16 protein-coding genes, 1 tRNA gene and 2 riboswitches are annotated in these 13,637 nt (G+C 41.0%); of the genes, 5 read left to right on the top strand and 12 right to left on the bottom strand.

Annotated features, from left to right (window positions below):
• Positions 1-17 precede the first annotated feature (17 nt).
• Genes gcvPB through gcvT form a run of 3 tightly spaced genes read right to left on the bottom strand, consistent with a single transcriptional unit; the run spans position 18 to position 3,945 of the window.
• Positions 18-1,478 (bottom strand): aminomethyl-transferring glycine dehydrogenase subunit GcvPB, encoded by a 1,461-nt coding sequence (gene gcvPB, locus D9X91_RS02400; protein WP_121678943.1) that lies wholly within the window; start codon positions 1,476-1,478, stop codon positions 18-20.
• Complete coding sequence (gene gcvPA, locus D9X91_RS02395; protein ID WP_121678942.1) at positions 1,471-2,817, bottom strand: aminomethyl-transferring glycine dehydrogenase subunit GcvPA; 1,347 nt, start codon at positions 2,815-2,817, stop codon at positions 1,471-1,473. Before gcvPA ends, gcvPB begins: the two co-directional genes overlap by 8 nt.
• Positions 2,818-2,838: 21 nt before the next feature.
• Positions 2,839-3,945, bottom strand: a complete 1,107-nt coding sequence (gene gcvT / locus D9X91_RS02390) for a glycine cleavage system aminomethyltransferase GcvT (RefSeq protein WP_121678941.1) — start codon at positions 3,943-3,945, stop codon at positions 2,839-2,841.
• Between the two features lie 71 nt (positions 3,946-4,016).
• Positions 4,017-4,110, bottom strand: a riboswitch (glycine riboswitch).
• Between the two features lie 160 nt (positions 4,111-4,270).
• A riboswitch (glycine riboswitch) is annotated at positions 4,271-4,360 on the bottom strand.
• A 231-nt stretch (positions 4,361-4,591) separates the two neighbouring features.
• Here gcvT and D9X91_RS02385 point away from each other — a divergent pair.
• The gene (locus D9X91_RS02385) at positions 4,592-6,292 is read left to right on the top strand and encodes a DEAD/DEAH box helicase (RefSeq protein WP_121678940.1); all 1,701 of its coding nucleotides are present in this window, start codon (positions 4,592-4,594) and stop codon (positions 6,290-6,292) included.
• Positions 6,261-7,055: a YqhG family protein gene (locus tag D9X91_RS02380; RefSeq protein WP_121678939.1), complete on the top strand. Its 795-nt coding sequence runs from the start codon at positions 6,261-6,263 to the stop codon at positions 7,053-7,055. Before D9X91_RS02385 ends, D9X91_RS02380 begins: the two co-directional genes overlap by 32 nt.
• A gap of 50 nt (positions 7,056-7,105) precedes the next feature.
• Here the strand turns inward: D9X91_RS02380 and D9X91_RS02375 are convergent, their stop codons facing one another.
• Genes D9X91_RS02375 through comGA form a run of 9 tightly spaced genes read right to left on the bottom strand, consistent with a single transcriptional unit; the run spans position 7,106 to position 11,809 of the window.
• The gene (locus D9X91_RS02375) at positions 7,106-7,315 is read right to left on the bottom strand and encodes a YqzE family protein (protein WP_407644167.1); all 210 of its coding nucleotides are present in this window, start codon (positions 7,313-7,315) and stop codon (positions 7,106-7,108) included.
• A 13-nt stretch (positions 7,316-7,328) separates the two neighbouring features.
• Complete coding sequence (locus D9X91_RS02370) at positions 7,329-7,823, bottom strand: shikimate kinase (RefSeq protein ID WP_121678937.1); 495 nt, start codon at positions 7,821-7,823, stop codon at positions 7,329-7,331.
• A gap of 11 nt (positions 7,824-7,834) precedes the next feature.
• Positions 7,835-8,221 (bottom strand): competence type IV pilus minor pilin ComGG, encoded by a 387-nt coding sequence (gene comGG, locus D9X91_RS02365; RefSeq protein WP_121678936.1) that lies wholly within the window; start codon positions 8,219-8,221, stop codon positions 7,835-7,837.
• A complete protein-coding gene (comGF, locus tag D9X91_RS02360; protein WP_158598216.1) occupies positions 8,199-8,654 on the bottom strand; it encodes a competence type IV pilus minor pilin ComGF in 456 nt (151 codons plus the stop codon). The genes comGG and comGF overlap by 23 nt, the downstream gene beginning before the upstream one ends.
• On the bottom strand, positions 8,632-8,970 hold the full coding sequence (locus D9X91_RS22295; protein ID WP_148709037.1) for a hypothetical protein: 339 nt from the start codon (positions 8,968-8,970) through the stop codon (positions 8,632-8,634). The genes comGF and D9X91_RS22295 overlap by 23 nt, the downstream gene beginning before the upstream one ends.
• The gene (gene comGD, locus D9X91_RS02355; protein ID WP_158598215.1) at positions 8,960-9,391 is read right to left on the bottom strand and encodes a competence type IV pilus minor pilin ComGD; all 432 of its coding nucleotides are present in this window, start codon (positions 9,389-9,391) and stop codon (positions 8,960-8,962) included. The genes D9X91_RS22295 and comGD overlap by 11 nt, the downstream gene beginning before the upstream one ends.
• Positions 9,388-9,699, bottom strand: a complete 312-nt coding sequence (gene comGC, locus D9X91_RS02350; protein ID WP_121678933.1) for a competence type IV pilus major pilin ComGC — start codon at positions 9,697-9,699, stop codon at positions 9,388-9,390. Before comGC ends, comGD begins: the two co-directional genes overlap by 4 nt.
• A 15-nt stretch (positions 9,700-9,714) precedes the next feature.
• Entirely contained in the window at positions 9,715-10,785 is a 1,071-nt protein-coding gene (gene comGB / locus D9X91_RS02345; RefSeq protein WP_121678932.1) for a competence type IV pilus assembly protein ComGB, read from the bottom strand.
• Positions 10,718-11,809: a competence type IV pilus ATPase ComGA gene (comGA, locus tag D9X91_RS02340; RefSeq protein WP_325050489.1), complete on the bottom strand. Its 1,092-nt coding sequence runs from the start codon at positions 11,807-11,809 to the stop codon at positions 10,718-10,720. The genes comGB and comGA overlap by 68 nt, the downstream gene beginning before the upstream one ends.
• Positions 11,810-11,942: 133 nt before the next feature.
• Between comGA and D9X91_RS02335 the strand changes: the two genes are divergently transcribed.
• From D9X91_RS02335 to D9X91_RS02330, 3 genes are all read left to right on the top strand, one after another.
• Positions 11,943-12,014 (top strand) — tRNA-Gln (locus D9X91_RS02335).
• A gap of 192 nt (positions 12,015-12,206) precedes the next feature.
• Positions 12,207-12,617 (top strand): HTH domain-containing protein, encoded by a 411-nt coding sequence (locus D9X91_RS22800; protein ID WP_233569480.1) that lies wholly within the window; start codon positions 12,207-12,209, stop codon positions 12,615-12,617.
• Positions 12,614-13,522: an IS3 family transposase gene (locus D9X91_RS02330; RefSeq protein WP_233569479.1), complete on the top strand. Its 909-nt coding sequence runs from the start codon at positions 12,614-12,616 to the stop codon at positions 13,520-13,522. The genes D9X91_RS22800 and D9X91_RS02330 overlap by 4 nt, the downstream gene beginning before the upstream one ends.
• The last annotated feature ends 115 nt before the right edge of the window (positions 13,523-13,637 follow it).

The following is a 13,637-nucleotide window of genomic DNA, read 5'->3' as shown; positions in this document are numbered from 1 at the left end:
TCAATCCTTTTTATAAATCATGCTTTTAGGTAGCGCAGTACAGGTTTCCGTGCAGCAAGGGTCTCATCCATCCGTTTTACAACGGTTGTATGAGGAGCCTCCTGAACGACTTCAGGAGTTTCTTCGGTTTCTTTCGCAATTTGAATCATGGCATCGATGAAAGCATCCAAGGTTTCTTTGGACTCTGTTTCTGTTGGTTCTATCATCATACCTTCCTCGACGTTCAGCGGGAAATAGATGGTTGGTGGATGATATCCAAAGTCCAGCAATCTCTTGGCAATGTCAAGGGTCCTGACACCAAGTTTCTTTTGACGCTTTCCGCTCAATACAAATTCGTGCTTGCAATGACGGTCATATGGCAGATCAAAGAATGGTGCAAGTCTTCTCATCATGTAATTGGCATTCAAAACAGCATTTTCGGTTACTGCTTTCAATCCATCCGGCCCCATCGTCCGGATATACGTATATGCTCTGACATTGATGCCGAAATTACCGTAATAAGGCTTTACGCGGCCGATTGATTGCGGACGATCATAATCAAATACGAATTTGTCTTCAACCTTCTTTAAAATCGGCTTTGGAAGGTATGGAATCAAGTCTGACTTGACTCCGACGGGCCCAGACCCCGGACCTCCTCCTCCGTGTGGTCCGGTAAACGTTTTATGGAGATTTAGATGCACGACATCAAATCCCATATCTCCTGGACGTGCTTTGGAAAGAACAGCATTTAAATTGGCGCCATCATAATAAAGTTTTCCGCCTGCTCCGTGGACGATTTCAGCCATTTCCAAAATATTCTCTTCAAATAATCCGAGGGTATTTGGGTTGGTCAGCATTAACGCAGCCGTATCAGTACCTACCACCCTTTTCAAATCTTCAAGATCTACCAGCCCGTTTTCATCCGACTTTACTGTTACCGTTTCAAACCCAGCAACAGTAGCTGATGCTGGATTGGTGCCATGTGCCGAATCAGGGACGATCACTTTTGTCCGATGCTTTTCCCCGTTGGCTTCATGATACGCGCGGATCATCATCAAACCTGTCCATTCACCATGGGCACCTGCAGCTGGCTGAAGAGTCACTTCATCCATTCCTGTAATTTCGATCAAATGCTCCTGAAGATCATACATTAATTCCATTGCACCTTGAACCGTACTTTCATCCTGTAATGGATGGATGTGTGCGAATCCACTGTATCTCGCAACACTCTCGTTAATTTTCGGATTATATTTCATCGTACATGATCCAAGGGGATAAAAACCTGAATCCACCCCATGATTCCTTTTGGAAAGTGCAGTATAATGACGCATGATATCCAGTTCCGACACTTCAGGAAGTTCAGGCTCTTCTGTACGGATATATTCCTGCGGAAGCAAGTCATCCAACGGCAATTCCGGTATATCCATTTCCGGTAAACTATATCCTACTCGACCTGGTTTCGACAACTCAAAAATGAGTGACTGATGGCTATTATTCATGACAATCCCCCAATTCCTTTACGAAAGTTTCAATTTCTTCCTTCGTACGAAGTTCGGTAACGGCAATAAGCATATGATTTTCCAATGCCGGGAAATCCCTTCCCAAATCATAGCCTCCAATAATGTTTTTAGTAAGAAGCACCTGATTGATTTCCTTAATGGGCTTTCCTATATTCACGACGAATTCATTGAAGCTATATCCATTGAATGGAATGTCATAGCCTTTTTCTTTAAGAAGTTTTTTCAAATAATTTGCTTTTTGAATGTTCTGTAAAGCAATTTCTTTAACACCTTTTTTTCCAAGGGCAGTCATGGAAACGGATGCTGCCAATGCGTTCAATGCCTGATTGGAACAAATGTTGGATGTCGCCTTATCCCTTCGGATATGCTGCTCCCTTGCCTGGAGTGTAAGAACGAAGCCTCTTTTGCCGTCTTCATCAACCGTTTGGCCGACAAGCCTTCCTGGTACTTTACGCATTAATTTGCTCGTGACAGCAAAGTATCCGCAGTGAGGTCCGCCGAATGCTGATGGAATTCCAAATGGCTGAGCGTCCCCTACAACAATATCCGCCCCGAACGATCCCGGAGGTGTCAAAGCCCCCAATGCGAGAGGGTTGCTGGACACGACAAATAATGACTTTTGAGCATGCACGATCGGTTCAATATCCTTCAAAGGTTCTATTTGCCCAAAGAAGTTCGGATATTGGACAATTACAGCCGCTACATCCTCATCCATTTGATTTTTCAATTCTTCAAGGTTGGTCGCGCCATTTTGAGAAGGAATTTCAACAACGTCAATGTATTGTCCTTTGGCATACATTTTGACAACTTCCTTTGATTCGGGATGCACCGTCTCGGATATCAGAACCTTTTTTCTTCTTGTCTGACCCGCACTGAGCATGGCAGCTTCAGCAAGCGCGGTCCCTCCGTCATACATGGATGAGTTGGCAACATCCATGCCCGTCAATTCACAAATCATTGTTTGAAATTCGAAAATCGCCTGTAATTCCCCCTGGGAAATCTCTGGCTGATATGGAGTGTACGCTGTGTAAAATTCTGAGCGTGAAATCACATGGTCAACGATCGTAGGGATATAGTGGTCATATACCCCCGCACCCAAGAATGAACTGTTCGCTTTCAAATCTGCATTTTTACTTGCCATTTGAGTTAATTCTTTTAATAATGCAGTTTCAGGTTTTGCCGCTTTAATTTTATACTCACCATTGAATCTTACTTTTTCAGGGATATCCTGGAACAACTCTTCAACACTTTCTACCCCGATGGCATCCAGCATTTCTTTTTGATCTTGTTCTGTCATAGGTAAATAACGATGCTTCATGACGCAACTCCTTTCAAACAATCATTTTTTTGGTCTTTTATAAAATGGCGTTCCTACAACATGTGCTTTCAATCTTTTTCCGCGGATTTCAACTTCCAATTCCGTTCCAAGTTCGGTGAATTCTTTATTGATCAAGGCCAATCCTATATTTTTCTTCAACGTTGGAGATTGGGTTCCAGTGGTAACCTCCCCGATGAGCTCTGCACCATGATAAATTGGGTACCCGTGGCGAGGGATCCCTCTATCGATCATTTCAATCCCGACCAACTTGCGTGGAGCCCCGTTTTCCTTCTGTTCTTTTAAGACTTTTTTCCCGATAAACTCTATATCCTTGTCAACACGGACAGCAAAACCGATCCCTGCTTCAATCGGAGTGATTTCAGGGGAAAGCTCCTGGCCATATAATGCTAGATTCGCCTCAAAGCGAAGAGTGTCCCTTGCCCCTAAACCACATGGAACGACCCCTTCTTCTTTTCCGGTTTCAAGGATGCTCTTCCAAAGTTTCACGGCATCCTCCGCTGCACAGTAAATTTCAAACCCATCTTCACCGGTGTAGCCAGTACGTGAAACGAGTGCATGAACACCATTCAAGTTCACTTCGGTTTGGAATTTAAAGAATTTTATTTCATCCAATTGATGATTGTCCGCCAATTGCTGCAATACCTTTTCAGCCATCGGACCTTGAAGGGCAAGCTGTGCTGTTTCCTCTGAAAGATTGCGGATCGTGACATCACCTTCCAAATGCTTTTCAAGCCAATCATAATCTTTATCGATATTGGAAGCATTGATGACTAACAAGTAGTGGGCATCCTCGATTTTATAGACTAGAAGGTCATCGACAGTGCCGCCGTTTTCATAGCACATCGCCGTATATTGTGCGCCGCCATCCTTCAATTTCGATACATCATTGGTCATGATCTTTTGTAGATAAGTAAGGCTATCCTGTCCTTTCACCTCGACCTCGCCCATGTGGGAAACGTCAAAAAGTCCTGCTTTCGTCCGTACGGCTTCATGCTCTTCTTTAATGCTGGAAAACTGAACCGGCAAATCCCATCCGCCAAAGTCAATCGTTTTGGCACCATACTCTTTGTAAACTTCAAATAAAGGTGTTCTTTTTAAATCCGACATCCTTATTCCCCTTCCTCCATTTAATCCAAGTTTCAGACTCAATAAAAAAGGACAGAAAAACCCCTTTTCACTGAGATTTCTCTGTCCTTTCACCTGAAAGTTTAACCATGCTGGTTTGCCTCTTTGGTGGTTTCATATATAAGAAAATTCGGCTGAATATCATCATTATGTTTTATGTACTCTTGCTTCACTCTATAAAGAATGTCCCAAGATTGAAAGAAGTAACAATACATCTGAATTCTATTTTCATAGATAGCAATTATTGCTAAATAAATGATAATGATTACAGCTACTGCTTTTCTTACTGAAACACTCTCCAGAGTTGCGTCCAACAAGAGTCTTTTTGCCTGAGAGATTCACAATTTGGCTGCTTGCTCCTTCGGCGCTGAATATCAGTCTCTCCCCTTGTTGTCATTCGCCTATATTATATTGAAAATTGGTCATAATAAAACAATGATGATACATTTTGGAAATTGATTGCTTAGTTTAAAATTTCTTAACATTCAAAGCTATTTACATCCTATCATTAACTCACTATTTTCGGCAATCAATTTTTAGTAGTAGCTCTATTCTGAAAATTTACGAAAAATGCATGATGAATATCAAGACTTTGGGAAAACGCCCAAGAAATAAGGGAGTTGTATCAATGACGATTAATATTGAATTTGATCAATCATGGTCAGAAGGTTTTATTGAAAGATTCAATCAGGATGGTCCCTGGGGCAATTGGGATTTGTATAAGCTGGCCGTCGAAGTCGGAAAGCAATTGATCGTGCCTGATTTTGAAGGGCTGCAGGCACCGAAACATTTAACGAACTTCACACCTCTTCCACATCAGCTTGAGGTAGCGAAGCAAGTGGTGGAAAGTATGAATGGCAAAGCGATTCTCGCCGATGAAGTCGGCCTGGGAAAAACGATTGAAGCAGGGTTGATTTTAAAAGAATATATGATTCGGGGACTTGCAAAAAAGATCCTCATACTCGTGCCTGCATCACTCGTTTCACAATGGGCATTTGAATTGAATACAAAATTTCATATACCAGCAGTTGCCCAAAAAAAAGATTATGTCTGGGACCAATGTGATTGTGTCGTTTCTTCAATGGATACAGCAAAAAGAAGTCCTCACAGAGAAAAGATTTATGAACAAAACTATGATCTTGTCATTATTGATGAAGCACATAAACTCAAAAATCATAAAACAAAAAATTATGAATTTGTCCAAAATCTTAAAAAGAAATTTTGTTTACTATTAACGGCAACCCCCATCCAAAATCGAATTGATGAAGTGTTTCATTTAGTTTCTCTTCTAAAACCAGGCCATTTAGGCAATGAATCTATTTTTGCCGAGAAGTACAAAAAGGGCGATCGATCCATTCAGGAAGACGCACATCTAAGAGAACTGGTAAACAAAGTAATGATCCGCAACCGCCGCGCAGACACTGGCATTGAATGGACGAAAAGACATGTCACAACCGTACCGATTGAATTCAGCCCTTCTGAAAGAGAACTCTATGATGCCATTCAAATTCTGAGGCAGCACCATGAATATATCAATACAAGTCCATTCTCCATCATGACACTGCAGCGGGAAGCTTGCAGCAGCCGGGAAGCCGTCTTCTTCACTCTGAAGAATATGATTAATAAAATGGAAAACCCGACTCAACAATTCGAGGACAAGATAAGGCATCTATTTCAAAAGGTCGATCAAGTACAAAAGAATTCAAAAGCTGAAAAAGTATTGGAATTGATCCAAGGTATAAATGATAAAGTGATCATTTTCACTGAATACAGGGCTACTCAACTTTATCTTCAATGGTACTTGAAGCAGCATGGAATAAGTTCCGTTCCTTTTCGGGGAGGATTCAAGCGGGGAAAGAAAGATTGGATGAGAGAACTTTTCCAAAAACATGCACAAGTATTGATTGCAACAGAAGCCGGTGGAGAAGGGATCAACCTGCAGTTTTGCCACTATATGATCAACTTTGATCTTCCATGGAACCCGATGCGCTTGGAGCAGCGGATCGGAAGGGTGCACCGACTCGGCCAAGAAGAAGACGTTCACATTTACAACTTCGCAACAAAAGATACAGTAGAGGAACATATTCTGAAAATATTGTATGAAAAAATAAACCTTTTCGAGCGGGTCATCGGTGAACTCGATGATATTCTCACCAGACTTGAATTCGGAAAAATCGAAGATCATTTAATGGATATTTTCGCAAAATCAAAAACTGAAGGGGAAATGAACATCAAAATGGATAATTTATCGGCGATGATCCAATTCGCTGAAACCTATCGAAATGAGGGTGACCAAAATGAAGCAGCAAGAAATACATCAATTTCTTAAACATTACTTTGAAGCCAATGGCTGTGAAATGATTGATCAAAGCCAAGGGCACATGACTGTACAGCTGACGATCGAAATGGATAAAGAGTTAATGAACCGCCCTTTTTATTGGCATTATCTTGAGAAAACAGGCGGAGTCCCCAATCCGATGAAACTGACGTTTATCACAGACCATGAAAAGTCACCACCTGATATTCAAGGTGAATCGATTCATTTCGGATCACCCCGCCTGCATCAAATTTTCAAGTCCACCAAAAAAATTGCCAGCTATATCCGGCTTTATGAACAGCAGCAATCATTTCAGCTCAGACAAATCCCACTGCACCCGTGGCTGGCATTAAATCTTAAAATTTCGTTTATAAGCGATCGCAAAAAGGATATGTTCCGTTCTTTCGGATTGAATCTCATTCATGGACAACTGGTGGAAGATTTTCACGATCGCGTGGTCCAACGGCCGGTTACACCCAAAATTCCCGATTTTTGTTTCACGCTTTCTCCCATCATTCGGCCATCGAGCGGAATAAATAGAATTGAAGCCTATATCCAGCATGAATTATCCCAGATGGATGAAGAGTGGGCGGATGAAGCCAAAAGCAGGTGGGAGGAAGATTTGGCGCTTTTGGAGCATTTCTACGGTGATTCCCTGGAAAAACCGGAAGCCTACTATATTGAAAAGGAAGCTCTGAAAGAACAGTATGAACCAAGGATCAAAGTAGAAATCATCAATGGCGGAATCTTTTATCTCTCAAACGAAGCCGGGTGAAGCAAAAAATCCGGATGGAAAACCATCCGGATTTTTCGCTCTAAACTTGATCATCTTCTTTTTTTAAAAATCATCATAAACGCATATGGAATGACTCCGAACCAGTGATAAAGCAGCGGAGGCCTTTCATCCTTCCGCTTGCTCCGGAGTTCCCTTCGTTCTGATTTCGGCTGATCGAAATGTTTCACAAAGGTTTGTGTAATATACTTTACATAGTCATTCGTCGACATAAGGGCACCACCTTGGATCATTATGGTCATTATGCCCCTGCCATCAAGAATTTAAACGGTCTTGGATGGTTTGAACGATTTCCTCTACACCCATGCCATCCGTATCAATAATCAATGTGGCTGCCTCTTCGTATAATCTTTCCCTTTGCCGGAACATGGAAATGAATTCTTCCTGCGATTTATCCTGAATCAATGGCCTTGTTTCATCATACTTTAATCGCATATAGAGTGTTTCCGGCCTGCACCTTAAATAAATGACCTCTCCTGTCTTTTTCATCAATTCCCTATTTTCCTCTTTCAAAATAACTCCTCCACCCGTCGTCACAATCCCGTTTTGGACGGAGAACTTTCTTAAGGCAGCAGTTTCAAGCTCTCGAAAATAATCCTGTCCATCTTCATGGAAAATTTCCTTTATGCTTTTTTCCTGCTCCATTTCTATTGCGTGATCCAGGTCGACAAGCGCCAAACCATTCAGTTCCGCCATTTCCTTTCCCACTGTCGTTTTGCCAGCTCCCATATAACCAATGAAGTATAACAAAAAGTTCCCTCCTACTCATCTTTCCAATCCACAATTTCTTTGGTCCCTACATTATAAACGAATTTCATCCCCCATTTCCTCCCTTCTTTTCCCTCGGCTGTTACATGAATGATTTTCATATCCTGCACATCTTCAACGGTATACCGGATATTTATAGATGAGAATAAGAGACTGCCTTCAATCGGTTGATCCCCATGGTCCTGGATCATGGATTCTACATGTTTCCCGGCAAGCACCATTGCACTTTCCATCTTGTAATATTCAACAAGTTCGTGCTGGTACTTTCTTTCCGTCAACGTTATATCCACGCCCATGGATAAGATGAACAATGATGTGAAAGTTAAAATCAAGGCAAAAGGAAAGATGAAACCATTTTTATTCGAGACCGGACGCCACAACCGTTGGATTCCCCTGAAAAACAATAAAGGATGCCTCCCGCTTTTTCTGATTTTGGAACTGTACTTTCATCAACAATTCGTTTTGATTCAAAGTGAATTCAATGTTTTTAATATTTTGAAGCACTACTTCATGACCTTGATAATTGATCCTCCGCCTGATGACATCACTGTACTTTTCGTACTGTACAGTTCCCTTGGCTGTTGTAAGGGATAATGTCCCCGATGATAATGAAATGTCAGCCGATTCCTTTATTTCATTGCGCAATTGTACAAGAAAAAGCTCCCATTCAAAAATGGTTGATGGATCGTATTGATTTATTTTTTGATAACTACTGACGATAAGAGGCACAAAAGCAACCATGAAAGAGAAGATCAGCAAAATAAAGAGAGCTTCTAAAAGAGTAAATCCATTATTGCGGCTCAACTTCTTCAAGACAGTATTGTTTCCTTTTATTTTCAGTATTTTTATAATCGACACAGGCCATCCATACTCCTTTCTCCGTCTCATTCAATATGACATGATATGGATGTCCATCCTCTGTGACGGTCTTTTCAATTGAAGAATTTTGCAGCAGAACCTTTTCTAAGCTTTCATACAAGAGGCGATGTGAATTGAACTCTAGCTCGGAATTCTTGAGCAAATGCAGAAGATGGAATAACACGGGGAATGCGGAGGCAGTCAAAAATAGGATTAGACTAAATGAAAGCAGTGCTTCCATGACTGTAAATCCTCTTTGATTATCGTACAATGAACCGCCCCCTTCCAATATAAACCGTTAAACGGTAATATTTATTTTGTGCTTGAAAATTAACGGTTCCAAAGCGATTTGTATTTCCTTGTGGATCGATCATGAAGCTGGTTAAGTTGGAATCCTTCATATCCACAAATTTCGGCAATTTCCTTTCAAAAAGATATAAGTTCCTATTGACGCTTATAGCTGTATATTGGTCGTTATTCGGAAAGAAAGAGATTACCACTGCTTCTTTTCTGCTTTGTGCATATACTTCTGAATAAAACAGATCAGCTTTTAACTGTGAAAAAAACAAATTTTTTCCTACTTCATCATTCATTTTTTTCATATTGGCAGAGCCAACCAACATGATGATCATTAAAATGGTCATCACTATCAAACTCTCAACAAGGGTAAAACCATCCTCATTCCTGATCATGGTGATGTACTGGTGGAGGTTACGGTCCCGTCTGCATCGATGGTGATTGCATCCCCGTTCGGACATTGAGTTTCGCCGTCCCTCAAATAGCCTTCAGTATTGAGGTCTGCTACCGAAGCAGGCAACGTGCCTTTTTCCATTTGATAAGCCTCCACTTGTCCCTGGACCATATGGACAAAAGCCTTGCAGCCTTTCTGGTTAATCGATGCGGTATGTTTTGTTACATTTGGAATCGTAATAAAAAGCAGAACGGATATCACCAGCAATACAATCATCATTTCAATTAACGTAAAACCTTTTTCATTCATGTTTTTCTCCTATTCTTAAATAGTTTCCATTGCTTCAAACATGGGCAGCAAGATTGATAAATAGATCGATACGATAAAACAGCCAATAATTAAAAAGGTCAAGGGTTGAATCAATTTTAATCCTTTCTCGATCTTCTCTCGTTCAGAGGATAGACAATATTTGCTGTAAAAAAGTAATTCCTGTTCGAGCATTCCATTTTTTTCTCCATGTTTGGCGACCATCGCCATATCTTCATCAAAAATGGACATTTCCGATAAAGCATCAGAAAAACTTTTCCCTAACATGAGCTGCTGATTGATCAATTGTGAAATCTCTTTCAGTAATCTATGATGATTTTGAGATTTCATGATGTCCAAGCCCTCATTGATGGAAAAACCGCTTGATAGAATAAATCCCCACTCCCTGGAAAAAAAGAAACTGGTCACCAGCTTATAGTGGGTGCCGAAATATGGAAGTCTACTGAAGAAGTTGGCTTTCGCTATCGGCTTCCAGTTTCTGATGATAAGATGGAAAATCACGGCGATCAATAATGAGGCTAAAATGATCACCACAAAAAATCTAGGCGCATTTTGGATGGACGCGAGGTACATGGACATTCCCTTTGAAGGTTCATACCCCATTGAGGTGTATAAAGTATGGAATCTTGGAAATAAAATGGTTTTCATCAATAAAATGATAACCATCAATGTGAGGAATAAAAAGAAAGGATATTGCAGGAGATTTAGCAGCTTTTGACGATCTTTTTCACGTTGATTCAAATAGCGCCCTGATTCCTTTAATGCAATGATCAGCGTCCCATTTTTTTCAGCAAAATAGATTTGAGTGCACACATTGAAATCGAATCCCTCCCGAAAAAAGGCATCATTCAATGGAACTCCATCATATAGATGCTGGATGACATTTTGCAATCTTCCCTCAAGAGCTGTGTGCAATTTCCCTAAAAAACTCAAAGCTTCATTCAATGTGAATCCATGCTCCAGCAATTCGCTCATCTGGATCAATACATCCCCCTGTTTTTTAGGTGTGATCCGCTTTTTGTTCTTGGTGGATCCAGCGATTGTATTCCTCATTGGAAATGTAGCCAAGAGCGATCCCCTTCCTTAATATATTTTTTAATGTCGGGTAATTGTACGCCTCTTTTTCCCCACGGGATTCTTTCAAAACGGAAAGGAGCGCTTTTCCATATAACAATTCATAGACGCTTGCTCGCTGCTTATTAAATTTGTGGGAGCATGAATCTTCTCGCTCCTCCTTGCATTGCGGACATTGAAGATGGATTAACCTTTGGGCTGAAACGGCTATCAGCGTTTGTTCAATTTCATGCCAGTTGACACCAAATTCCAGTAGTCGATATATGGCGCCTTTTGCGTCTCTCGTATGGAGAGTGGTTAAGACTAGGTGTCCCGTAAGAGCTGCCCTAATGGAGATTTTTGCCGTTTCGGCATCACGGATTTCACCTACCATGATGATGTCCGGGTCATGCCTCAAGATGGCTTTGAGACCTGTTGAATAGGTCACCCCTGCTTTTTCATTCACTTGCACCTGCAATAATTTATCATCCTGTTTTTCAATGGGGTCCTCGAGTGTAATGACATTACGATTCAGGTTTTCCGAGCAATATTGAACAAGCGAGTATAATGTCGTAGTTTTTCCACTCCCGGTAGGTCCGGTGAAAATTATTAATCCATGGGAGTGTTTTAGAAACGCCTGAAGGGTCAGAAGGGTTTTTGGAAATAAGGTCATTTTTTCGATAGGAACGTGTTGATTGGGGTAATGAATCCGAATGACGATGCTTTCTTTTGAATACGCGGTAGGCAAGGAGGAAATTCTTAAAGAGGCGTGCAATCCCGGAAAGGAGATTTGATAAGAACCGCTTTGAGGCTTTCTTTTTTCACTGATATCCATCTGGGCCATGAATTTCAAATGAGAAATAAGCCTCTCACCCATTTCGATGGGCAGTGTTTGGAAGGGGATCAATTTTCCGTTTGTCCGAAATTGAATAAAATAATCTTCCTTTCTGGGGGCCAAATGGACATCCGTTGCTTTTTGCTCGAGTGCTGCCCGGAGTAATCCTTTGGATATGCTTTCAACTTTTTTTGCTACAATCACATCCACCACCTTTTGATTAGATTAAATTTAATATTCGATCTCACTCGTCAATTTCCTTCAATAAATTACAAAAAGTTATATTTTTTGTGAATAGCAATTATAAACGCGGGGTAAATTATTTTTGTAGCAATGATGGGCTATAGCCAAGCGGTAAGGCATCGCACTTTGACTGCGACATGCGTTGGTTCGAATCCAGCTAGCCCAGTATAAAAGCTCACAGCCTCTAGCCGCCATAGCTGCACAAAGAAAAGCGGCGGCGCCTCGACCGGAGGCGCAGAAAAAAAGGGACAGCCTAAAATAAAATGTACCCTATAGAGTAGACACTTAAAAAAGTGCTCTCTATAGGGTATTTTTTGTATAATCAATATCACATCAGAAATTGGGAGACGGAGAATTTATGACTAAGAAACTTTTTACAGAGAAAGAGATCTCTATATTATCTAAAAACCCCTACGTTACTTCAATTAGCTCAAAAGGCATTACATATTCAGAGGAATTTAAACACCACTTTATTTCAGAATCTAGAAGTGGAAAGTTTTCAACACAAATATACGAGGAAGCAGGATTTGACATTGATATTTTAGGGAAGCGGAGAATTAAGTCAGCTGCGTATCGGTGGAAAAAAGCATATGCGGAAGAAGGGGGATTAGGCCTCAAGGATACTAGAAAAGGAAAATCTGGCAGAACACGTGATAAGGAGTTATCTTTAGAAGAAAAATATGCTCGGTTGGAAGCTAAGATGAACTTACTGGAGGCTGAACATGAACTCTTAAAAAAGATCCGAATGCTAGAAAGGGGGCTGAAATGAACGTACCGGCTGGCCAAAAGTTCGTTCTTATTCGATATGTGATAGAGAAATACAACTTGAAACATATGGTTAAATTCCTTTGTGTGATAGCTGGTGTTTCACGTAGTGGTTATTATCGTTATTTCTCCCCAGAGGCTGAAGCACATCGAAAACGACAAGAAACCAAAGATGAAGCAGCCAAAGAGTTAATCTTAAAAGCCTTTGTGTTTAAAGGTCGGAAGAAAGGGGCACGTCAAATCAAGATGACATTGGCGGGGCAATTTCAGTGTATCTTCAACCTAAAGAAAATCCGAAGGATTATGAAGAAATATGACATTGTTTGCCCTGCGCGAAAGGCAAATCCTTATAAGAGACTGATGAAGGCAACTCAGGAACACCGCGTTGTTCCTAACTTGCTAAACCGTAACTTCAACCGCCTGGAAAAGTACTTCTCACTGATATTACTTACCTCCAATATCATGGTGGACAAAGAGTTGTCAGTAATCAAGGATGGGTCTACAGGCGAAGTGCTAGCGCATCATGTCTCTAGTCGGATCACGATGGATTTAGCCTCCGAAACATTGAACAAGCTAAAGAAAAATCGACGGTTTAAAAAGGCTGAAAATGCCCTCATCCACTCTGATCAAGGCACACATTATACCCACCCTGACTTTCAGAAACACGTGAAGAAACTGGGACTACTCCAGTCTATGTCTCGAAGGGGAAACTGTTGGGACAATGCCCCAATCGAGTCCTTCTTTGGTCACTTTAAAGATGAAGTAAACATTAAAGCATGTAAAACAATTGAGGAAATTCACAAAGAGGTAAACAGATATATTCATCATTACAACCATACTCGATATCAATGGAATAGAAAAAAGATGACCCCTGTACAATACAGAAATCATCTTCTTCAGGTAGCCTAGCCCTTTTTTAAAGATGTCCTTTACAAGGGGTACACTTTAAAAGCGGCTGTCCCTTTCGGTTTGCACCAATCATCGATTAATATTGATTGGAGCGGAAGGTGCGAGACTCCGGACG

The organism is Falsibacillus albus (assembly GCF_003668575.1).
In the GTDB taxonomy this organism is placed as follows: domain Bacteria; phylum Bacillota; class Bacilli; order Bacillales; family DSM-25281; genus Falsibacillus; species Falsibacillus albus.
Note: the sequence above shows the minus strand (reverse complement) of the source record. Positions and strands in the feature narration are given on the sequence as shown.